Genomic DNA, 20,453 nt, shown 5'->3' on the forward strand with positions numbered 1-20,453 from the left:
GCCCTCTGCAACACACTCTCTCGTGTTTTGTACGGCTTCACCAACACACTGCTGTACCTACTAGTATGTACAGCATGAGCACACCGGACCGCCTGATCGAGAGCACCCGCGAACTGCTGTGGGAGCGCGGCTATGTCGGGACCAGCCCGCGGGCCATCCAGCAGCGGGCGGGAGCCGGGCAGGGCAGCATGTATCACCACTTCTCCGGCAAGCCCGATCTCGCGCTGGCGGCGATCGGCCGTACGGCCGGGGAGATGCGCGCGGGGATCGAAGAGATCCTGGACGGCCCGGGCACGGCCGTCGAGCGCGTGTCGGCCTACCTCAGGCGCGAACGGGACGTGCTGCGGGGCTGCCCGATCGGCCGGCTCACCCAGGACCCCGATGTGATGGCCGATCCGGTGCTGCGGCGGCCGGTGGAGGAGACGTTCGCGTGGCTGCGCGACCGGCTCGCGGCGGTGCTGGCCGAGGGGCGGGACCGGGGCGAACTCGACGCCGGTCTCGATCCCGTCAGGACCGCCGCGACGATCGTGGCGGTGCTGCAGGGCGGCTACGTCCTGGCCCGCGCGGCGGGCTCGCCCGAGCCGTTCCACGAGGCCGTCGACGGGGTGCTCGCCCTGTTGTCCCGCGCTTGAGACAAGGAAACCCGCCGTGTACGCGATGCAGTACGAGATCACTCTGCCCGCCGGCTACGACATGACGATCATCCGGGAGCGGGTGGCGACCCGCGGCCACGCCCTCGACGACCGGGCCGGGCTCGGCCTCAAGGCCTACCTGATCCGAGAGCGGGGCGTCGCCGGGTCGCCGGTCAACCAGTACGCGCCGTTCTACCTCTGGAACGACGCCGGGAGGATGGGCGAGTTCCTGGTCGGAGGGGGCGGCTTCCAGGGCATCGTCGCCGACTTCGGCCGCCCGGTCGTCCGGCACTGGACGGGCCTGGCCGTCGAGGCCGGCCCGGCCCGGCGGGCGGCGCCCCTCGCGGCGTCGCGGCGGCTGACGCCGATGCCCGCCTCTGCCGATCCGGCCGAGCAGGTGGCGGGCGCCCTCGCCGAGTTGCGCGATCTCGCCGGCGCCGACGGCCTGCACACCGCCGCCCTCGCCGTGGACCCTCATCACTGGACACTGCTGACGTACGCGCTGTGGGAGCGGGAGGTTCCCGGCGTTCACGGCGACGCCGAACGCTACGAGGTGCTGCACCTGTCCGAGCCCGGCCTGGCGAGCCTGCCCGAAGGCCGGGCCTGGTGAGAAGACAAGGCGCCCCGCGAGAACAGGTCTCGCGGGGCGCCCACGTCGAGGGCCGATGTGGCGGTCGCCTCCTCGGCGAGATGCACAACACGGCTCCAGCCGAACGGTATTCCGTGAAGGCGGTGATTGCGGCCCGGGGGACACAAACCACATCGGCCATGAACGACTCTAGCCGACTTTCGCCTCTGCTTTCTCCCGCCCCCCGCATCGGGCTCCGTCATCAGCGGCCCAAGCCTGCGTGCACTATCGTCGGCGGGTGACGAATTCGATCAAAACAGAACGACTTCTGCTCCGGCGCTGGCGCGAGGAGGACAAGGAGCCCTTCGCGGCGCTGAACGCCGATCCGGCCGTCATGGAGCATTTCCCGGCCACGCTCTCCCGCGAGGAGAGCGACGCGATCGCCGAGCGCGCCGACGCCGGGTTCGACGAGCGCGGGTTCGGCTGGTGGGCGGTCGAGGCGGACGGGGAGTTCATCGGCTGCACCGGGCTGCAGGTCCCCAGGTTCACCGCCCACTTCACGCCATGTGTGGAGATCGGCTGGCGGCTCGCCAGGTCCGCCTGGGGGCATGGGTACGCCTCGGAGGCGGCACGGGCGTCGCTGGAGGACGGGTTCGGCCGCCTCGGCCTGACTGAGATCGTCTCGTTCACGGCGGTGCCGAACGTCCGCTCGCAGGCCGTCATGCGCAGGATCGGGATGACCCACGATGCCGCCGGGGACTTCGACCACCCGGTGCTCCCTGCGGGGCACCCGCTGAGCCGCCACGTGCTGTACCGGATCCGCCGTCAGGCGTGAGCGGCATGCGGTTGCTGGTGCTCGGCGGCACGACGTTCGTCGGCCGATGGGTGGTCACGGCCGCCGTGGAGCGCGGCTGGCACGTCACCACGTTCACCCGCGGGCTCGCCGGGTGGGCCCACCCGGGAGCCGAGGCGGTGACCGGCGACCGGCTGCGTCCGGCCGACCTGGCCCCGCTCGCCGAGGCCCGGTGGGACGCCGTTGTGGACACCTGGGCGGGCGCGCCCCGGGTCGTGCGCGACAGCGCCCGCGCGCTGGCCGGATGCGCGGGCAGGTACGTGTACGTCTCCAGCAGGGCGGTGTACGCGCCCCCGACGCCGGTCGGCCTGACCGAGGACTGGCCCACGGTCGAGGCCTCGGCGGAGGCCGGGGACACCGACTACGCCCCGAACAAGCGGGGCGGCGAGATCGCCGTGGAGGAGGCCTTCGGCGACCGCGCCGTGCTGGCCAGGGCCGGGCTGATCCTCGGGCCGTACGAGGACCAGGGACGGCTGCCACACTGGCTGCTGCGGGCCGCGCGGGGCGGGGAGATACTCGCCCCGGGCCCGGCCGGCCAGCCGTTCCGCTTCGTGGACGTGCGCGACCTCGCCGCCTGGCTTCTCGACGCGGCCGAGGGCGGCGTGCGGGGCCCGGTCAACCTGGTCAACCCGGAGGGGCACACCACGACCCGCGACCTGCTGGAGTCCGCGGTCGCGGTCACCGGCGGGCTCGCCGAGCCGGTCTGGGTCGAGCCCGAGGCCATCGAGGCCGCAGGGATCGACCGGTGGGCGGCGCTGCCGGGCTGGATCCCGCCAGGTCCCGAGCAGGCCGGGCTCATCTGGACCGGCGTCGGCCGGGCCCTGGCCACGGGGCTGCGGTGCCGTCCGGTGGTGGAGACCGTCGCCGACACCTGGGCGTGGCTGAGCGGGTCCGGTGAGATCCCCGAGATCCCGCCCGGGCTCGATCCCGCCGAGGAGCGGGCCGTGATCGACGCCTGGCGGCGATCGGCGCGTGGGACCCGATGACGGACGACCCGGCGGTCCTGCTCGAGGAGCTCCGCGCCGCCGGGTGACGCCGGGTGACGCCGGGGCTCAGCCCGCGGCCGCCAGGTCGCGGATCGCCCGCAGCACCTCCTCGGCCCGCTCGACGTGCAGGTACTGGTGCGAGGCGCCGTCGATCACGCCCCCCTCATGCACGTTCAGGAAATCGAGCCCGACCAGGCCCGCCCCGGGCAGGAACACCACGCTCGGACCGCCGGAGCCCGAGCGGTGCAGCATCAGCCGCCGTTCCCCGACCTCGTGGAGACGCCCCAGTGGCGGGGCCGCCGTTTCCGATGACGGTCGTCTCATTCCGCCCTCTTCCGTAATGATCATTCGCATTTCTGCGAACGGTAGCACGCGTGCGATCATTTGGGCCATGGACGTGATGGAGGTGCTCGCGCATCCGGTGCGGCTGCGCGTCGTGCAGGCCCTGACCGGTGGGCGGGTTCTCACGACGGCGCAGCTGTGCGAGCGCATATCGGACGTGCACAAGGCGACCGTCTACCGCCACGTCGGCGCGCTCGCCGCCGCCGGCGTGCTGGAGGTGGACGGCGAGCACCGCGTACGCGGCGCGGTGGAACGGCGCTACCGGCTGCGTGAACGCGTGGTGATCGGCACCAAGGTCGTGGCGGCGATGTCGCCGGACGACCACCGGCGCACCTTCGCGACGGCGATGGCCGCGCTGATCTCGGAGTTCGACGCCTATCTCGGGCTGGACGGCGCCGACCCGGTGGCCGACGAGGTGGGCTACCGGCAGCACGTACTGTGGCTGAGCCCCGGGGAGCGCGCCGAGATGATCGAGGAGTTGCGCGCGGTGATCGTCGCGCGGATGCGGCACGGACCCGCGCAGGACCGCAGGCGGCACCTGCTCAGCCCGATCCTGTTCCCGGTCGAGACGCCCGCGCCGGACGCCGGGGCTTGACCGGCATCGGTGACGCCGCGCTGCTGGCCGCCGCCGGAGTGCTCGCCGGGCTGGTCGGCACCGCGGGCGGCATCACCTCCCTCATCTCCTATCCGGCCCTGCTCGCGGCGGGCCTGCCCGCCCTCGCGGCGAACGTGGCCAACATCGTCGCGCTCGTCGCCTGCTGGCCCGGCTCGGCCCTGGCCTCGCGGCCCGAACTGCGCGGGACCGGGCCGTGGCTGCGGCGCTGGGTGCCGCTGTCGGCGCTGGGCGGGGCGGCGGGATCGGCGTTGCTGTTGTCCACCCCGCCCGGTGTCTTCGCCCGCGTGGTGCCGTTCCTCGTGGCCGCCGGTTCGGTGGCGCTGCTCGCGCAGCCGTGGCTCGCCGTACGTCACGGGCGGAGCGGTTCGCCGGAGGCGGTTCTCCCCCTCGGGCTGATCGCCCTGTCGGTCTACAACGGGTACTTCGGCGCGGGGTCGGGGGTGATGATCCTCGCCCTTCTCCTGGTGACCGCCGAGCCGCGACTGCCCGCCGCCAACGCTCTGAAGAACATGCTCCTCGGCGCGGGCGCCCTGGTCTCCGCCGCCGGATTCGCCCTCTTCGGGCCCGTCGACTGGGCCGCCGTCGCCCCTCTCGCCGCGGGGCTGTTCGCGGGGTCCACACTCGGCCCTCGTGTCACCAGGCGCCTGCCGGCCGCGCTGCTGCGCTGGGTGGTCGCCCTGATCGGCCTCGTCCTGGCGGCCCGCCTGTGGGTCGCACCGGAGATGTGAGCACCGAGATCCCCGCGCCGTGTGCGGGCCCGGTCATCGGCGCCGGGATTCCCGGGTGACGACCGCGGGGGCGTTCAGCTCGCCGTCGCGCCGGCGGGGTTCGCGTCGTCGCCGAGATACGTCCCGTATCCTTCGACCACCAGCGGGCCGTCGAAGATCAGCACCTCGTTGACCAGCCCGCCCTTCTGGTTGCGGTAGTTGATGACCAGGCAATCGACGCCGGCGTAGGAGCCGAGGACCTCGAACCGCAGGTCGGGGATGCGCCGCAGCCCTTCCGTCCAGTAGGCGCGCAGCGCCGCCTTGCCCCGGATGGTCCCATCGCCACCGACGAGCTGCGCCGCGACCGGGGAACGGAACGTCACGTCCTCCGCGAAGTGAGCCAGCACCGCGTCCACGTCATGGGCGTTCCACGCCGCCACCCAGCTGTCGACGAACTCCCGCACCGCGACATGATCCATGAAGCGATTATGTCGGCCCCCGTACGCCGGGGTTCGCGCGCCTCGGCGACGGACGCGCCGACGGCCGCGTCAGCCGGACGATCACGCGCGCCCAAACCGTCGGCTGTCCGCCATCGCGGCACCGCACTACCGTGCCCATATGGATCTCTTCGCGCGCTCGTGGGCGGCATTGCGCAAGGCGGTCGCCGAGCTCCCGGACGAGGATTTCGCGCAGCCGTCCGGCTGCGCCGGCTGGCTCGTGCGGGATCTGGTGTGCCATCTGGTGATCGACGCGCAGGACGTCCTGATCACCCTCGTGACGCCCGCGGAAACGGAACCGACCCGTGACGCGGTGACCTATTGGGAGGTCTCCGCGACGCCGCCGACCGGCGACGACCCGCTGGACGCGCTGATCGTCCGGCTGGCCGCCGCCTATCAGGAGCCTCGGCTGCTGAAGTTCCACCTCGACGACGTCGGGTCCGCCGCCGGCCGCGCCGCGCGGCTCGCCGGCCCGGGACTGCGGGTCGGCACCCGCGGCGAGGTTCTCACCGCCGGTGACTACCTTTCGGCGTACGTCCTGGAGTGGACGTTGCACCACCTCGACCTGGTCGCGCGTCTCCCGAACGCGGCGCGACCGCCCGCCGAGGGGCTCGCCCGCTCCCGCGAGATGCTGGAGACAATCGCCGGGGGCGCGTTTCCTTCGTCGTTCTCGGACGAGGACGCGCTGCTGGTCGGCACGGGGCGGCGTGCCCCGACCGACGCCGAAAGGGCGGAACTGGGCGAGCTGGCCGCGAGACTCCCGTTCGTCCTCGGCTGATCGTCCGGCTGCCCGGGCAGCGTGGACGTGCGGAGGTCATGTCGCCGCGCCGCTTGACCCTGACGCAGGGTCAATCTCTCAGCATGGCGGCATGACCACGGAAACCAGTGCGATCGAGGTCGCCGGACCGCGCAGGCCGTACGGCGAGCGCGACGATGACGGAGCGCGGGCGGAGAGAGGCGACAAGGCGATGCGGCACTTCGAGATCCGGCACGACGGTGTCACGATCCCAGTGTCCCGTGATGGGCGGGGACGACCACTGGTCCTGTGCCCCGGGCTGAACTCGACACAGGCGGACCTGCACGAGCTGGCCGGGCTGCTGCGGCGCGACCACGAAGTGGTGACCTTCGACCTGAGGGGTCATGGCCTCGCCTCGGCCGCCGGCCGGTACTCCTTCGAGGACTTCCTGAGCGATCTCGCCGCGGTGATGGCGGAGCTGCGAAACCTCGGCACGTCCTCGGCGCCCGTGCTGGTGGGCTACTCGTTGGGCGCGGACCTGGCTGTGCACTATGCCTGCGAGCATCCGGAAGCCGTCGCCGGGCTTGTTCTCATCGACGGGGCCAACCCGGTGCCGGAACCGTTCATCACCGAGGCGGTCCTGCCGGACTTCCGCGCCATGTGCGAGGAATTGGCGACGCGGCACGAGGCCGTGCGGGGCACCGCGCGTCAGGTGCTGCTCACCGCGCAGGAGATTCTCGATCTGAACGTCGAGATCGATGGGGTTCGGTCCGAAATCCTCGACCGCTACAGGAAGATCTCCCGGCCCATCCGCATGATCATGTCGACCGCGATGGCCGGTGACAGCGGTGAAGGGCATGCGGGTCGGTTCAACCACAACTGGCGTGCCGGTGTCGAGCGGCTTGTCCGTGAGCGGCCGCACATCGACACCACCTGGCTCGACGCCGACCACCAGCTGGTCTTCACCCATGCCCCGGACATCGCCCGGATCATCCGGAACGCGCCAGGCCCAGCCGGCCGGACGACCTCTTGAGCGACTCCTGGAGACTGGTCTGATGCTGACCATCGGTGAGCTGGCGTCGTACGTGGGAGTGACGGTGCGCGCGGTGCGGCACTACCACGCCAAGGGGCTGCTGCCGGAGCCCGAGCGGGACCACTCCGGCTACCGCAGATACGACGCCGGCGCCGTGATCGAGCTGATCAGAATCCGGATCCTCGCCGAGGCCGGGGTCCCGCTGGCGCGGGTGCGGGAGCTGCTGCGGGCCGGTGAGGAGGAGTTCGCCGCGGCCGTCGCGGACATCGACGTGCGGCTCCAGGCGGAGATCCGGGAGCGGCAGCGGCACCGCGAGCGGATCGCCCGGCTCGCCTCCGGGGACAGCCTGGCGCTGCCTCCGGAGGTGGTCGACTATCTCGACCGGCTGCGGGCGCTCGGGATCGACGAGCGGATCGTCCGGGCCGAGCGTGACGGCTGGATCCCGCTGGCCACGCACTCACCCGCGCGAGTCCCGGAGTGGGTCGCCCGCAAGCGGGAGCAGATCGACGACCCGCGGCTCGTCGGCTTCTATCTCACCCTGAGCCGGGCTCTCGACCGGCCCGACGACGACCCGCGGCTGGTCGAGCTGGCCGACGAGCTGGCCGCCTACATCACGCGTATGGCCGACGAGCGGGGCGAGGACTATGTCGGCGACATTGACATCGAGGCGCCGCTTGTCACGCTGATGGACACGCTGGCGTTCGACACTGTGCCGCCTGCACGCCGGCTGATCGAGCTGTTGAAGCAGCGAGGCTGGACGGGCTGGACCAAGCTCGAGCGCGTGGCCCCGACGCCGGGTGTGCGTCCGGGGTAGTGCCAGTACGGACAGGAGGACACCGCGGCGCGGCGAAACGGCAGGGCCGGTCAGCGGGCGGCGCCGGGGACGCGGAGCCGGTCGACGGCTTCGCGGCGGCGCCGCTCGGGCCGCCGGTCGTACCGCGCGGTGGTGGCGGGGGAGGCGTGGCCCACGAGGGCCTGGGCGGTGGCGAGGTCGACCCCGGCGTCGAGTAGTTCGCCGATGAACGTGCGGCGGAAGTCGTGCGGCGTACGGCGGGCCGCCCCGGCGGCGGCCAGGCGCCGGGAGACGATGTCGGCGATGGCCTGGCCGGTCATGTGGGCCAGCCGCAGCCGCCCGCCCTTGTTGACGGGGCAGAACAGGGGGCCCGTCCTCCGGCCGCGCACGGCCAGCCAGAGGTCGAGGCGTTCGACGGCCTCGGCGGTCAGGTAGACCAGGCGTTCCTTGTCGCCCTTGCCGCGCACCCGCAGAGAGCGGGCGTGGGGATCGAAATCGGCCAGGGTGAGCCCGGCGATCTCGGCCCGGCGGCAGCCGGTGGAATAGAGCGCCGCCAGCATCGCGCCGTCGCGACGGCCCGCGGGGGAGTGGTCGCCGTCGCACACCTCGAGCGCGGCGGCCAGCGCCTCGGCCTCGACGTGCCGCCCCGCAGGGACGCGGGTGTGCGTGTAGGCGGGCAGGTCGGCGGCGCGCTGGTAGTCCTCGCCGCTCATCAGCCCGAGCCGCCAGGCCTCCTTCAGCACGCGGCGCAGGGCGACCAGGTGCTTGTTGACGTGGGAGGGCGACCAGCCCTGCTCCCGCATGAGCGTGCGCAGGCGGATCGTGTGCTCGTAGCGGAGCAGTTCCCAGGGCTGCCCGGCGCCGGTCGCCTCCGGGTCTCCGGTGATGAGACGGGCGATGCGGTCGAGACAGCCCTTCATCGTGCGCTTGGACTCGGGGCTCTGCAGCGCGTCGAGATACACCTGGTAGGGGTCGCGTCCGGGTCGCGCGGGGGCGCTCGGCTCGGGGACGGCGGGGGTGTTCATCACCGTGATCCTACTATGAATCTACAATGTAAAGGCGGTGGGCAGTTACAAGATCATTTACCCTGCCGCCCAAAACCCTCGACGACAATGCGAGAACCATGCGAATCGCGATTCTCGGGCCGTTACGGGTGACGGACGTCGCCATCAGAGGTGCACGCCTGCGTGTGCTCCTGATCCGGCTCGCTTTGGAACCCGGCAGAGTGGTCACCGCCGAGAGACTGATCGACGACCTCTGGGAGGAGCCGCCGGCGAACCCCGTGGCCGCCCTGCACTCCCTGGTGTCCCGGCTCCGCCGCGAGCTGCACGGGGGACTGCCGGGTGGTGTGGTGTCGCATCCGGCCGGTTATCTGCTCGACGTTCCACCGTGCGAGGTGGACGCGGCGGAGTTCGAACGCCTGGTGGGCGAGGGCCGGGCCGAGCGTGACCCTCGGCGTGCCGCCGCCTGCCTGCGTTCCGCCCTGTCGCTCTGGCGCGGCGCGGCGCTCGCCGACGCGGCGGGCCTGCCGTTCGCGCGGGTGGCGGCGGTACGCCTGGAGGAGCTGCGCCTTTCGGCCCTGGAATCCCGGATGGCGGCCGATCTTGTCGTGACGGACATGGCGGCGGCCGGCGATCTGGTGGCGGAGCTGGAGGAAGTCGTGACCGCGCACCCGCTGCGCGAGCGGTTCCACGCGCTGCTGATGCGGGCGCTGTGCGCGGCGGGGCGGCGCGGGGACGCGCTGGAGGCGTTCGAACGCGTCAGGCTGCGGCTGGCGGACGAGCTGGGCGTCGATCCCGGGCCGGAACTGCGCGCGGCACACCTCGAGGCGCTGCGCGAGGCGTCCACGGCGCGAGCCGTACCGGCACGGCCGGTACGGGGGAATGTGCCGGCGCCGGTGACGAGTCTCGTCGGCAGGCAGGAGGACGTGGCCAGGGTGCGGAGCCTGCTGGCGGCCGTGCGGCTGGTCACGCTGACCGGTCCGGGTGGCGCGGGCAAGACCAGGCTGGCGGTGGAGGTCGCAGGCGGGCTCGCCCCGGCCGGGGGCGTGTGGCTGGCCGAGCTGGCCTCCGCGGGGGACCCGGCGGACGTGGCCGCGGTCGTGCGCGCGACCATACCCGCTGCCGCGCCCGAGCCGGACGGAGAGGCGGCCGGGCGGCCCGCCGCGTCGCCGCTCGACGCGCTGGCGGAGGCGCTCGCGGGCCGGGAGCTCGTGCTCGTGCTCGACAACTGCGAACACGTGGTGGACGGCGCGGCCGAGATGGCGGAGCGGTTGCTGGCGAAGGCGCCGGGGCTGCGGATCCTGGCGACCAGCCGGGAGCCGCTGGACATTCCGGGCGAGCACCTTCATCCGGTGCGCCCGCTCGCGGTGCCGGCGCACGGGGCGGACGCGGCGCGGGCGATGGAGTCTCCGGCGGTGGCGCTGTTCGCGGAGCGGGCGGCGGCGGCCCGGCCGGGGTTCGCCGTGGACGACCGCGTGGTGGCCGACGTGATCGCGGTGTGCCGGGAGCTGGACGGTCTGCCGCTCGCGATCGAGCTGGCGGCGGCCCGGTTGCGGTCGTTCACCATGCGGCAGCTCGCGGCGGCGGTGGGGGAGCGGCTCGCGCTGCGCGGCGGCCGTACGGCGGGGTCGCGGCATCGGACGCTGCGGGCGGTGATCGACTGGAGCTGGGGTCTGCTGTCGCCGGAGGAGCGCGTGGCGTTGCGCCGGTTGTCGGTGTTCGCGGGCGGGGCGACGACGGAGGCGGTGCGGCGGGTGTGCGGGGCCGATCTGGAGACGGTCGCTTCGCTGGTGGACAAGTCGCTGGTCGTCGCGGCCGAGCCGGACGGGCCCGCGGACCGGGACGGGCGGGTGCGTTACCGGCTGCTGGAGACCGTCCGGGTGTACGCGGCCGAGCGCCTGAAGGAGGCGGGCGAGGCGCGGGCCGTACGGGACCTGCATCTGGGGTTCTTCCTGGAGTCGGCGGAGGAGGCCGAGCCCGGGTTGCGGACGGGGGAGCAGCTGCGCCTGCTGGCGATGCTGGACGCCGAGCGGGGCAACCTCGACGCGGCGCTGGGCCATGCCGTACGGACCGGGCAGGCACGGCCGTCACTGCGGCTGTTCATGGCCAGGTTGTGGGCGTGGGCGGTGCGGGGGCGCGGCGACGAGGCGGCCGGGTGGGCGCGGGCGATCCGGGCGGCACCGGGTGCGTCCGCGGCGCCCGGGCTGGAGTTGCCGTACTCGCTGTGTGTGCTGATGGCGCCAGGCGGGCCGTACGCGTCGCCCGAGGCGCTGCGTGTGGTGGAGGAGTCGGGCCATCCCGTGGCGTTGTGGGCCTGGATCGCGGGGGTCAGGCCGGCGGGCGGGGCGGCGGGGCACTGGCGCAGGGCGGTCGCGGCGATGCGGGCGTTCGCCGATCACGAGGACCCGTGGACGCGGGCGACGGCGCTTCTCATGGGTGGGGTGGGGGAGTTCGAGTACGGCAGGGCGGGGGCGAGTGCGGCCGAGGCGTGGTTGCGTGAGGCCTTAACGGGCTACCGCGCGCTGGGGGAGCGGTGGGGGCTGTCGCTGACGCTGTACTGGCTGTCTTTGGCGGCGGAGAACCGGGGGGACGCGGCGGAGGCGTTGACGCTGCTGGAGGAGGCGGCGGAGCTGGCGGGACTGATCGGGGGGATGGAGGCGATTCCCGTCCCGTTGATGCTGCGGGTGCGGCTTGCCCAGTTGCGCGCTCGTACGGGTGATCTCGCGGGGGCGGAGCTGGAGCTGGCGGGGGCCGGTGAGGTGGCCGGCCGTACGGGTGACCGGGTGGCGCTGGCGCGGGTGCGGCAGGCGGCCGGGGAGGTGGCGCGGCGGAGAGGGGAACCCGCCGAGGCGGAGGGCCTGCTGGTCGAGGCGTTGGAGCTGGCCGACGGGCAGGTGGGCGCCCCGGCGCAGTTCCTCGCCACGGTTCAGGTGGAGCTGGCCCGGGTGCGGGCGGATCGCGGTGACCGTGAGCAGGCGTGGCGGTCGCTGCGGTCGGCGCTGGAGTTGTCGGGGCGTGCGGGCGACGAGACGGTGCGGGCGGCGGTGCTGGAGGCGGTGGCGGAGTGGTGCGCGGGCGGCGGGGACCTGCCGCGTGCCGCACTGCTCGCCGGGGCGGCGCGGGCGCTGCGCGGTCTGGACGGCGCGTATGGTCGGGGCGCCGCGCCGGTGAGGTTCGTCAGGGCAGTTGCGCGCGTACCCACCGCGGGTCGGGGTTGACGTGCGATGTGCCCGCCACCACCACGGTGGGCACCGTCTCGTCGCCGCCGGTGGCCGCCCGGACCGCCGCGGCGCCTTCGGGGTCGCGCCAGATGTCGACCCAGTGCATCCGGTAGGCGTGGCGGCCGAGCCGCGTACGCAGTCGCAGGCAGTAGCGGCAGCCGGGGCGCCAGTAGACGACGGGGCGGCCGTCGGCCCGGCTGCGGCGCTGAGCCTCCGCCGCGCTTAGGGACCTCGGGAACACCAGGGGCGACAACAGGACGGCGGCCAGCAGGAAGATCAGGAGCATCGTGACGGCGCCGCCCGGGGATCCCTCGTTGGTCTGCCGCACCGCCGCGGCGAGGCCGAGGGCCAGGAAGAGGATCGGCAGCATCCATCGGCGCAGCATGGCGCTCACGCTAGCGCACCGGCTAGGGGTGTCAGCCGGGGCGGGGTTTCAGTGGTCCGCCGGAGATGACGTGGCGCGGCACGAGCATCCGACCGGCGATCTCCGAGCGCCTCGACGGCGGCGTCGATCGGACACCCGGACCGTGGTTCCACGATTCCTCCTTGACAGGTGATTCGTCCCGCCGATAGGAGTTGCATATTGCAATCACTTGTGAAAAGAGGAACTGATGGGCCGCTTCGACCCGCTGGAGCAGCGATCGTTCGGGCAGGGCGTCACGATGCGTCGCCACGCCATCCGGGGGGCGAAGGAGGCGAGCTCGTGCTGAGGCAGGTGGCCGAAGGCGTGCTGGTCCACGAGAGTGCGTTCGTGCAGAGCAACGCCGTTGTGGTGCAGGGCAGGGCCGGTGTGTTGCTCATCGACCCCGGGGTGACCGGGTCCGAGCTCGACTGCCTCGCGAACGACCTTCGCGAGTTGGGCCGGCCCGTTGTGGCGGGCTTTTCGACGCATCCGCATTGGGACCACCTGCTCTGGCACGACCGGCTCGGCGGGGCGCCCCGTTACGGCACGGCGCGCTGCGCGGCCACTGTCCGTGATCAGCTGTCGGAGGCAGATGCGAAGGCCCGCATCGCCGCCCACCTGCTGGAGACGGAAATCGCCGGGCAGGTGCCGCTGGACCTGCTCGGCCTCATCACCGGCCTGCCCGCCGAAACCGCGCAGATTCCCTGGGATGGCCCCGAGGTCCGGATCATCGAGCATCACGCGCACGCACCGGGCCATGCGGCGCTGTTGATCGCGGAACGCGGGGTTCTCGTCGCCGGCGACATGCTTTCCGATGTCTTGATTCCGATGCTCGACGTGAACGGCACCGCTGACCCGATCGAGGACTACCTCGCGGCGCTGCGGCTGCTTGAGGGCGTGGCGGGCGGCGTCGACGTCGTCGTCCCGGGCCACGGGTCCGTCGGCGGATCCGACCGGGTGCAGGCACGGATCAGCCAGGATCGGGCGTACGTGCTCGCGTTGCGGAACGGCCGAGTCCCCGCCGACCCGCGGATCGGCCCGTCGGCCAAGCCTGGCTGGGAGTGGGTGAGCGACGTGCACGAAGGGCAACTCCGGCGCCTGGGCCACTGAAGCGAACGCGACGGGACGCCCCGCCGGCGATCGGTGCGAGCCGCTTGGTGGTGTCGTCGCGGGCCTTCGCGACCCGCCCCGCCGGCGTCGTCACCCCCGCAGCAACTCGTACCGTACGGCATACGGAACCGGGGTGCGCATAGAATTCGCGGCGATGACCGAGTACAGCTCGCAGGGAGACCCGGCGCGGAGTCTGGCCCTGCTGTGGCGCACGGGGGAGCGGACCGGGCGTAAGGGCAAGCCGGAGATCGGGGTCGACCGGATCGTTCGTGCGGCCATCGAGGTCGCCGACGCCGAGGGTCTGGCCGCGCTGTCCATGCGCAAGGTCGCCGAGCGGCTCGGCGTGGGGACGATGTCCCTGTACACCTACGTGCCAGGCAAGGGCGAGCTGATCGATGTCATGCTCGACACGGCGTACGGCGAGCTGCCGGCGCCGGCAGAGGTGCCGGGCGGCTGGCGGGGCAGACTGGAGCTGATCGCGCGGGAGAACCTGGCGCTGTACCGGCGGCATCCGTGGATGCTGCAGGTGTCGTCGGTCACCCGGCCGCCGCTGGGTCCCAACCTCATCGCGAAGTACGACTACGAGTTGCGGGCGGTCGACGGCATCGGCCTGGACGACCTCGAGATGGACTCGGTCGTCACGCTGGTGAACGGCTATGTGAGCGGCGCGGCGCGGGGCGTGGTGGAGGCGGCGCAGGCGCCGGGGGACACGGGCGTCACCGACGAGCAGTGGTGGTACGCCCATGCGCCCTACCTGGCCACGGTGCTGGACCCCCGGCGTTACCCGCTGGCCGCCCGGGTGGGCGCGGCGGCGGGTGAGGCGTACAACGCGGCCTACGACCCCGGCCAGGCCTTCGAGTTCGGCCTGCAGCGCGTGCTCGACGGCATCGAGGCGTTCGTCGCGACCCGTACGGCCGGATGAGGAGCGCGCGGTCGGTGCCGCGTCCGAGCGGCTCGGCCGGTGACGCTCGCAGAGGTTCGACCACGTCCCCTGGTCTGGACACCGTTGTAAAGAGTCGGTAGGCCCGCGGCGGCTCCGCGCGTGCCTGCGTGACTACGGCCCCTCGTCCCGGGAACCTGCCCAGGCGGAGACGCGCAGGGGATCCGTACTGGGAATCCGTACGGCGGATCCGTACGGCGGCGCCGAGGGACGGAGGCAGGGCGATGGCGACCACCGCGGGCGAGGGCGGGGCCGGTCCGGCGCCGGCCAGTCTGCGCCTGCCGGGCATCGTGCTCGGGGTGGGACTCGGCGGGTTCGTCGACGGCATCCTGCTGCACCAGATCCTGCAGTGGCATCACATGCTGAGCAGCACCGACAGCGACCACATCGGGGTGAAGTACTACAACCCCCGCACCGTTTCCGGGCTGGAGATGAACACCGTCTGGGACGGCGTCTTCCACGCCGTGTGCTGGCTCGCGGTCCTCATCGGGCTCGCGATCCTGTACTCCAGGGTCACCCGCGACCGGCGCCGGGTGTGGACCTCGCGGGTGCTGTGGGGCTGGATCCTGGCGGGCTGGGGGATCTTCAACCTCGTCGAAGGCGTTCTGGACCACCACATCCTGGGCATCCATCACGTCCGCGGTGGCCCTCACCAGCTGTGGTGGGACATCGGCTTCCTCGTCCTGGGCGCGCTGCTGCTCGCCGGGGGCTCCCTGCTCGCGCGCAGCGGCCGGTCCTTCGATCCCGCCGAGACCCCCGCATGATGGGCCCCGCATGATGGGCCACGGTGTCATGGACCACGGCGCGCACGTCGCGGGGTTGTCCGGTGTGCTGCTGCCGGTCCTCGCCCTGCTCGCGTACCTGCACCTGGCCGGCCGGGCACGCCGCCGCAACCCGGTCCTCGGGTGGAGCCGGTGGCGTACGGCGAGTTTCGGGACCGGGCTCGCCCTGACGGCCGTGGCGCTGTCACCACCTGTCGCGCCCTTCGCCCACGCCGACTTCCGCGGGCATATGGTCCAGCACCTGCTCATCGGGATGTACGCCCCGCTCGCCCTGGTGCTCGGCGCCCCGGTGACCCTGCTGCTGCGGACCCTGCCCGTCGCGGGGGCGCGGCGGCTGTCGGCCGTCGTGCACGGCCGCCCCGCCCGGCTGGCGGCCCATCCGGCGATCGCCCTGCTGCTGTCCACCGGCGGCGTCGTGGTGCTGTACTTCACTCCGCTGTACGACGCCGTCACGGCCCGGCCCGCCGGGCACTGGCTGCTGCACGTCCATTTTCTGCTGTCGGGATGCCTGTTCGCGCACGTCATCGCGGGTCCTGACCCCGCGCCCGCCCGGCCTGGCGTCCGTGCGCGCCTGGTCTACCTCGGCTGCGCGATCGCCGTGCACGCCGTCGCCGCGCAGCTGATGTACGGCGGTTTCTGGGTGGACGTCCACGCCCCGATCCCGGAGGTGCGGGGCGGCGCGGAGATCATGTACTACGGCGGCGACATCGCCGAGCTTCTTGTCGCCGCCGCGCTCGTCTCTACCTGGCGTCCAGAGCGCCGCCCCCGGCCCGGGCGCGGGGCCCTCGCCCGCGGGTAGCCGATGGGCCGCGTCCGCGAACGATTTCACCGCCGGTGGTTACGGGGAGGTGACCACCGGCGCGGCGGTGGCCGGCTGCTCGGTACGCGGGCGGCCCTTGATCCAGGCGAGGGAACCCGGCCTGCGAGCCTCACGGCGGATCTTCAACAGGGCGAACTTGCAGGTCAGCTCCTTGTACGCCGCGCCCATGCGGCCGTCGAAGTGGACGTTCGTCGCGGTGTCGTCCTTGCGGGCGAACTGCCGCAGGCCTGCCCGCCGGCCGAGGCTGACGCACGACCCGGTGAAGGCCAGGTCGATCACCGCGGGAGCGGTTCCCGCGATGCGGCTGAGCACGGTGTCGGCGGCCCGTGCCCCGAGCGGCCCGGCCGCGTAGCAGCTCATCCGCAGCGGCCGGCCCGACGGTGCGGCGGCGTCCCCGGCCGCGACGACGCGGTCGTCGTCGATGCTGGTCAGCGTCTCGTCGGTGAGAAGCCGGCCGAGCGCGTCGGTGCGCAGTCCACTGGCGGCCGCCAGCTTCGGCACCCCGAAACCGGCCGTCCAGATGGTCAGTGCGCTCGCGCGCACCACACTGCCGGCGGAACCGTCGGCGAGGACGACCGCATCCGGCCGGACCTCGCTCACCACGGCGGCCTCGATCACGACGACGCCGTGCCGGGACAGCCACTTGGCCACGGAACGGCGCCCCGGCACGCTCAGCGACGGCGCCAGGGCCCCGCCACACACCAGCGTGACCCTGCGCCCTTGCTCGGCCAGCTCGGCGGCCGTCTCGACACCGGTCAGCCCGCCGCCGACCACGGTGACCGCGGCGGCGGGGGGCAGCTCCCGCACCCTGGTACGCAGCCGCCGCGCGGATTCGAGTTCAGCGACGCCGAGGGCGAATTCGGCCGCGCCGGGCACCGATGACGGTATCGCCCCGGTGCTGCCGACCGCGTAGATGACGTGGTCGTAGTCGAGCGCGCGGCCCGACGCCAGCCGCACGGTGCGGGCGGTGACGTCGATGCGCGCGGCGTTGTCGACGACCAGCCGGACGCCCTCACCGAGCAGCGTGCCGTAGTCGGCCGTGGCCTCGCCGGTGCCGGCCGCGAACTGGTGCAGCCGGATTCGGTTGACGAACTCGGGGCGGGGATTGACCAGAGTGACGTCGACGTCGGGACGCATCCGTAGACGGTTGGCCGCGAGCGTGCCGGCGTAACCGCCGCCGATGACGACGACCTTGTGGGGTGTGTGGTGTCCGGGCGTGGACATGAACGGGTTCCCTTCTCGACTGCAGCGCGGGTTCGAGGCTTCGCGACCCGACGGGGGTGGCCCTGTGCGCTGAGGCCCTGTGCGCTGACCGGTTCTCACCAGTCCGACAACGCGGCACCCCGGAATGTGAGGCGAATCGTGCGCTCTTTGATCCGTCTTTGGGACAGGGTGCGCGGCCTGACGCTCCTGGAGCGTACGGTCAACGGTCGCCCCGGTCTGGTCGCCCAGCAGGACGGGGTCACCGTGTCGGTGTACGCGTTCGAGGTGGCGGGCGACCGGATCACGCACATCTGGGCGGTACGCAACCCCGACAAGCTCCGCCCATGGACGATGGGCTGGCGGCAGTAACGCACCGGCCTGCCACCGCGGGTGCGGGGCAGGCCGGTGACGACGGGGGAAGGGTTCTCAGGCGCGGGCGGCTATCCGCGTGAGGAGTGGCTGGACGAGACGCGCCGCCAGGGGGCCGAAGGCCGCCAGGATCAGGACGTACGCCGCAGCGAGGGCGCCCAGGTCGGGGTGGGCGCCGGCGGCCACCGCCAGCCCGGCGATGACGATGTTGAACTCGCCGCGGGGGATGAGCGCGATGCCCGCGCGGACCCGCCCGGCGCGGGCGATGCCGGCCCGGCGGGCTGCGTAGACCCCTGTCAGCAGTTTGGTGATCATCGTCACCAGGGCCAGGCAGACGGCGAGGCCCGCGGCGGGAAGGATCTTGGTGGGATCGGTCTGCAGGCCGAAGAAGACGAAGAAGACCGCGGCGAACAGGTCGCGCAGCGGCGCGAGGAGCGCCTGAGCGTCTTCGGCCAGTTCGCCCGACAGCGCGATGCCGACGAGGAACGCGCCGACCGCGGCCGACACCTGCAGTTGCTGGGCGAGCCCGGCCACCAGCAGCGCCAGCCCGACCACCTTGAGCACGAGCACCTCGGAGTTGGGGCTGGCCACGAACGCCTCGATGTAGCGGCCGAAGCGCAGCGCGACCAGCAGTACCACGCTCACCGCGGCGAGCGCGATGGCCACGGTGACCGCTCCGGCGACCGCGCTCAGGCCCGCCAGCATGGCGGTCAGGACCGGCAGGTAGACCGCCATCGTGAGGTCCTCGAAGACCAGCAGCGACAGCACCACGGGGGTCTCCCGGTTTCCGATCCAGCCCAGGTCGGACAACACCTTGGCGGTGATACCGGAGGAGGTGGCGTAGGTGACGCCGGCCATGGCGACGGCGGCGACCGGTCCCCAGCCGAGGATCAATGCGCAGATGGCGCCGGGCGTCGCGTTGAGCACGAGGTCGACCAGGCCGGCGCGGGCGTTGCCCTTGAGGCTGGTCACCAGTTCGTCGGCGTTGTATTCCAGGCCGAGGGTGAGCAGCAGCAGGATGACGCCTAATTCGGCGCCGGTGGCGGTGAACTCCTCGCTGGTGGCCAGCGGGAGGATGCCACCGGTGCCGAAGGCCAGACCGGCGATGAGGTAGAGGGGGATGGGGGAGATGCCGACGCGCAGCGCCAGTGCTCCGAGGATGCCGAGTCCGAGGACGACGGCGCCGAATTCCAGGAAAAGTATGGCGGTATTGTGCACGCGCTGCCCTCAGCCGCTCGCGAAGATGTCGGCGACGGCGGCGGTGCTGTCCTCGCTGCCCACCACGACCACGACGTCGTCCTCGGCGAGGACGAAGTCGGGGGCGGGGCTGGCGAAGACGCGCCCGGCGCGGACGACGGCCACGATCGAGGCTCCGGTGCGGGTGCGCACCTGCGCATCGCCCATCTGCCGGTCGGCGTAGGGGGAGCCGGGCGCTATCGGCAGCTGGAGGCTGACCAGTCCCTCGACCTCGCGGTGCAGGGCGTTGAGCCGCTGGACGATGCGGGGGGCGCCGAGCAGCTCGACGAGCGCGTCCGCCTCCTCGTCGTTGAGTTTCACCGTCTCACAGGCCCTGTCGGGATCGTCGGGGTCGTAGATCACCAGGTCGCGCCGCCCGGTGCGGTGGGAGACGACCCCTATTCGCCGTCCCGAGCGCGTGGTGAACTCGTGCCGCAACCCGATCCCCGGCAACACCGTCTGCTCGACATCCACGGCGCTGCTCCTCCGTTCGATAAGTAAATACTTGTCCAGTGAACCTACCAATCACGGGCAGAGGTCTGACTTCGGGCCGTCTTCGCACGTGTTGTTGCCGGTATGGCAAGCTGGCGACGTGGACGACGACCTCGAGCACGCGCTCGTTTCGGTCGGGCCCCGGCTGCGCGCGCTGCGCCGGCAGCGCGAGACGACCCTGGCCGACCTGTCGGCGGCGACCGGCATCTCGGTGAGCACGTTGTCACGGCTGGAGTCGGGCGCCCGCCGGCCGACCCTCGAACTGCTGCTGCCCCTGGCGCGGGCCCATGGTGTGACGCTGGACGAGCTCGTGGACGCCCCGCCGACCGGGGATCCGCGCATCCACCTGCGCCCGGTCGTGCGCAACGGCATGACGATGCTGCCTTTGACCCGCAGGGCCGGGGGCATCCAGGCGTACAAGCTGGTGATCGCGGCGGGCAGCGGCAGGAGGGAGCCGGAGCCGAAGACCCACGAGGGGTACGAGTGGCTCTATGTGCTCAACGGGCGGCTGCGGGTCGTCCTCGGCGAGCAGGATCTGGTGTTGTCACCGGGGGAGGCGGCCGAGTTCGACACGCGGTTGCCGCACTGGTTCGGCGCCGCCGATTCGCGGGCGGTGGAGTTCCTCAGCCTCTTCGGCAGGCAGGGCGAGCGCGCGCATCTTCGTGCCCGCCCCGCACCGCGGTGACCCGGGAACGGGAACGATCGGCCCCGCTGCTGAGCGGGCCGGGGGCTGCCGGGGGTCAGGTTCCCAGGTGTGCCGCGGCGACCCGCTTCGGCACCACCATGCGCCAGGCCTCGGTCACGATCTCGGCGAGTTCGGCGGTGTCGAGCCCGGCGAGGCGTGCGCACACCCAGTTGTACCGCTCGTCCGACGGCCGGGGCATGAGGAACCTGCCGGGGTCGGAGGCGACCAGCGCCGCGCGTTCCTCCTTGGGGAAGGCGAAACCCATGAGCGTCTCGTCGCGGGACAGCGAGACGTAGACGATGCGCCCCACACGGAACTTGACGCGGTCGCGGATCAGGTGCTCGGTGGTGCGTGGCAACGACATCGCCACCTGACGCACGTCCTGGGTGGTCACCACGGTCGCCTCCCGGTGGGTGCGTGCGCGACGG

The 20,453-nt window shown here is 72.6% G+C and carries 24 protein-coding genes; 16 read left to right on the forward strand and 8 right to left on the reverse strand.

From position 1 onward, the window contains the following. The first annotated feature begins 74 nt into the window (after nucleotides 1-74). The 4 genes from ACQPZZ_RS19075 to ACQPZZ_RS19090 all read left to right on the forward strand — a co-directional run bounded on the left by ACQPZZ_RS19075 (nucleotide 75) and on the right by ACQPZZ_RS19090 (nucleotide 3,039). Nucleotides 75-632, forward strand: coding sequence for a TetR/AcrR family transcriptional regulator (locus tag ACQPZZ_RS19075; protein ID WP_432933857.1), 558 nt, complete (start codon nucleotides 75-77; stop codon nucleotides 630-632). Nucleotides 633-657: 25 nt separating this feature from the next. Next, entirely contained in the window at nucleotides 658-1,242 is a 585-nt protein-coding gene (locus ACQPZZ_RS19080) for a DUF4865 family protein (protein WP_363638386.1), read from the forward strand. Between the two features lie 256 nt (nucleotides 1,243-1,498). Then, nucleotides 1,499-2,035, forward strand: a complete 537-nt coding sequence (locus tag ACQPZZ_RS19085) for a GNAT family N-acetyltransferase (RefSeq protein WP_432933859.1) — start codon at nucleotides 1,499-1,501, stop codon at nucleotides 2,033-2,035. 5 nt (nucleotides 2,036-2,040) lie between these two features. Further along, on the forward strand, nucleotides 2,041-3,039 hold the full coding sequence (locus ACQPZZ_RS19090) for an NAD-dependent epimerase/dehydratase family protein (RefSeq protein ID WP_432933861.1): 999 nt from the start codon (nucleotides 2,041-2,043) through the stop codon (nucleotides 3,037-3,039). A gap of 66 nt (nucleotides 3,040-3,105) precedes the next feature. On the opposite strand, the gene ACQPZZ_RS19095 is transcribed toward ACQPZZ_RS19090, so the two are convergent. After that, nucleotides 3,106-3,363 carry a hypothetical protein gene (locus ACQPZZ_RS19095; RefSeq protein WP_432933863.1) on the reverse strand — a complete coding sequence of 86 codons (258 nt, stop codon included), beginning with the start codon at nucleotides 3,361-3,363 and terminating at the stop codon, nucleotides 3,106-3,108. A 67-nt stretch (nucleotides 3,364-3,430) separates the two neighbouring features. Between ACQPZZ_RS19095 and ACQPZZ_RS19100 the strand changes: the two genes are divergently transcribed. Both ACQPZZ_RS19100 and ACQPZZ_RS19105 read left to right on the forward strand, forming a co-directional pair. Further along, entirely contained in the window at nucleotides 3,431-3,976 is a 546-nt protein-coding gene (locus ACQPZZ_RS19100; protein ID WP_432933865.1) for a helix-turn-helix domain-containing protein, read from the forward strand. Continuing rightward, the gene (locus tag ACQPZZ_RS19105; RefSeq protein ID WP_432933867.1) at nucleotides 3,973-4,725 is read left to right on the forward strand and encodes a sulfite exporter TauE/SafE family protein; all 753 of its coding nucleotides are present in this window, start codon (nucleotides 3,973-3,975) and stop codon (nucleotides 4,723-4,725) included. The genes ACQPZZ_RS19100 and ACQPZZ_RS19105 overlap by 4 nt, the downstream gene beginning before the upstream one ends. Before the next feature lie 74 nt (nucleotides 4,726-4,799). On the opposite strand, the gene ACQPZZ_RS19110 is transcribed toward ACQPZZ_RS19105, so the two are convergent. Then, on the reverse strand, nucleotides 4,800-5,183 hold the full coding sequence (locus tag ACQPZZ_RS19110; protein WP_432933869.1) for a nuclear transport factor 2 family protein: 384 nt from the start codon (nucleotides 5,181-5,183) through the stop codon (nucleotides 4,800-4,802). Nucleotides 5,184-5,322: 139 nt separating this feature from the next. Here ACQPZZ_RS19110 and ACQPZZ_RS19115 point away from each other — a divergent pair, with 139 nt between their 5' ends. The 3 genes from ACQPZZ_RS19115 to ACQPZZ_RS19125 all read left to right on the forward strand — a co-directional run bounded on the left by ACQPZZ_RS19115 (nucleotide 5,323) and on the right by ACQPZZ_RS19125 (nucleotide 7,784). Further along, nucleotides 5,323-5,979 carry a maleylpyruvate isomerase N-terminal domain-containing protein gene (locus tag ACQPZZ_RS19115; protein WP_432933871.1) on the forward strand — a complete coding sequence of 219 codons (657 nt, stop codon included), beginning with the start codon at nucleotides 5,323-5,325 and terminating at the stop codon, nucleotides 5,977-5,979. Nucleotides 5,980-6,070: 91 nt separating this feature from the next. Further along, nucleotides 6,071-6,970: an alpha/beta fold hydrolase gene (locus ACQPZZ_RS19120; RefSeq protein ID WP_432933873.1), complete on the forward strand. Its 900-nt coding sequence runs from the start codon at nucleotides 6,071-6,073 to the stop codon at nucleotides 6,968-6,970. Nucleotides 6,971-6,992: 22 nt separating this feature from the next. Continuing rightward, the gene (locus ACQPZZ_RS19125; RefSeq protein WP_432933875.1) at nucleotides 6,993-7,784 is read left to right on the forward strand and encodes a MerR family transcriptional regulator; all 792 of its coding nucleotides are present in this window, start codon (nucleotides 6,993-6,995) and stop codon (nucleotides 7,782-7,784) included. A gap of 50 nt (nucleotides 7,785-7,834) precedes the next feature. Here the strand turns inward: ACQPZZ_RS19125 and ACQPZZ_RS19130 are convergent, their stop codons facing one another. Beyond that, the gene (locus ACQPZZ_RS19130) at nucleotides 7,835-8,788 is read right to left on the reverse strand and encodes a tyrosine-type recombinase/integrase (protein WP_363637704.1); all 954 of its coding nucleotides are present in this window, start codon (nucleotides 8,786-8,788) and stop codon (nucleotides 7,835-7,837) included. A gap of 98 nt (nucleotides 8,789-8,886) precedes the next feature. Between ACQPZZ_RS19130 and ACQPZZ_RS19135 the strand changes: the two genes are divergently transcribed. Then, nucleotides 8,887-11,982, forward strand: a complete 3,096-nt coding sequence (locus ACQPZZ_RS19135) for a BTAD domain-containing putative transcriptional regulator (protein WP_432933877.1) — start codon at nucleotides 8,887-8,889, stop codon at nucleotides 11,980-11,982. Here ACQPZZ_RS19135 and ACQPZZ_RS19140 read toward each other — a convergent pair. After that, a complete protein-coding gene (locus tag ACQPZZ_RS19140; protein WP_432933879.1) occupies nucleotides 11,942-12,370 on the reverse strand; it encodes a glutaredoxin domain-containing protein in 429 nt (142 codons plus the stop codon). The genes ACQPZZ_RS19135 and ACQPZZ_RS19140 overlap by 41 nt on opposite strands. Before the next feature lie 318 nt (nucleotides 12,371-12,688). Here ACQPZZ_RS19140 and ACQPZZ_RS19145 point away from each other — a divergent pair, with 318 nt between their 5' ends. The 4 genes from ACQPZZ_RS19145 to ACQPZZ_RS19160 all read left to right on the forward strand — a co-directional run bounded on the left by ACQPZZ_RS19145 (nucleotide 12,689) and on the right by ACQPZZ_RS19160 (nucleotide 16,019). Further along, the gene (locus ACQPZZ_RS19145; RefSeq protein ID WP_432933881.1) at nucleotides 12,689-13,498 is read left to right on the forward strand and encodes an MBL fold metallo-hydrolase; all 810 of its coding nucleotides are present in this window, start codon (nucleotides 12,689-12,691) and stop codon (nucleotides 13,496-13,498) included. 154 nt (nucleotides 13,499-13,652) lie between these two features. Further along, a complete protein-coding gene (locus tag ACQPZZ_RS19150; RefSeq protein WP_363637714.1) occupies nucleotides 13,653-14,420 on the forward strand; it encodes a TetR/AcrR family transcriptional regulator in 768 nt (255 codons plus the stop codon). Nucleotides 14,421-14,662: 242 nt separating this feature from the next. Beyond that, a complete protein-coding gene (locus ACQPZZ_RS19155; protein WP_432933883.1) occupies nucleotides 14,663-15,202 on the forward strand; it encodes a DUF2243 domain-containing protein in 540 nt (179 codons plus the stop codon). A gap of 10 nt (nucleotides 15,203-15,212) precedes the next feature. Continuing rightward, complete coding sequence (locus ACQPZZ_RS19160; RefSeq protein WP_432933885.1) at nucleotides 15,213-16,019, forward strand: cytochrome c oxidase assembly protein; 807 nt, start codon at nucleotides 15,213-15,215, stop codon at nucleotides 16,017-16,019. Nucleotides 16,020-16,058: 39 nt separating this feature from the next. On the opposite strand, the gene ACQPZZ_RS19165 is transcribed toward ACQPZZ_RS19160, so the two are convergent. Then, the gene (locus ACQPZZ_RS19165) at nucleotides 16,059-17,264 is read right to left on the reverse strand and encodes an NAD(P)/FAD-dependent oxidoreductase (RefSeq protein WP_432933887.1); all 1,206 of its coding nucleotides are present in this window, start codon (nucleotides 17,262-17,264) and stop codon (nucleotides 16,059-16,061) included. A gap of 138 nt (nucleotides 17,265-17,402) precedes the next feature. On the opposite strand from ACQPZZ_RS19165, the gene ACQPZZ_RS19170 reads away from it, so the two are divergent. After that, nucleotides 17,403-17,612, forward strand: a complete 210-nt coding sequence (locus ACQPZZ_RS19170; protein WP_432933889.1) for a hypothetical protein — start codon at nucleotides 17,403-17,405, stop codon at nucleotides 17,610-17,612. Between the two features lie 57 nt (nucleotides 17,613-17,669). On the opposite strand, the gene ACQPZZ_RS19175 is transcribed toward ACQPZZ_RS19170, so the two are convergent. After that, on the reverse strand, nucleotides 17,670-18,830 hold the full coding sequence (locus tag ACQPZZ_RS19175) for a cation:proton antiporter (protein WP_432933891.1): 1,161 nt from the start codon (nucleotides 18,828-18,830) through the stop codon (nucleotides 17,670-17,672). 9 nt (nucleotides 18,831-18,839) lie between these two features. Next, complete coding sequence (locus ACQPZZ_RS19180; RefSeq protein ID WP_363637726.1) at nucleotides 18,840-19,322, reverse strand: cation:proton antiporter regulatory subunit; 483 nt, start codon at nucleotides 19,320-19,322, stop codon at nucleotides 18,840-18,842. A gap of 118 nt (nucleotides 19,323-19,440) precedes the next feature. On the opposite strand from ACQPZZ_RS19180, the gene ACQPZZ_RS19185 reads away from it, so the two are divergent. Further along, nucleotides 19,441-20,025, forward strand: coding sequence for a helix-turn-helix domain-containing protein (locus ACQPZZ_RS19185; protein WP_432933893.1), 585 nt, complete (start codon nucleotides 19,441-19,443; stop codon nucleotides 20,023-20,025). 55 nt (nucleotides 20,026-20,080) lie between these two features. Here the strand turns inward: ACQPZZ_RS19185 and ACQPZZ_RS19190 are convergent, their stop codons facing one another. After that, nucleotides 20,081-20,422, reverse strand: a complete 342-nt coding sequence (locus ACQPZZ_RS19190) for an MmcQ/YjbR family DNA-binding protein (protein WP_432933895.1) — start codon at nucleotides 20,420-20,422, stop codon at nucleotides 20,081-20,083. Nucleotides 20,423-20,453 lie beyond the last annotated feature (31 nt).

The sequence above is a fragment of the Microbispora sp. CA-135349 genome, from assembly GCF_050947365.1.
In the GTDB taxonomy this organism is placed as follows: Bacteria; Actinomycetota; Actinomycetes; order Streptosporangiales; family Streptosporangiaceae; genus Microbispora.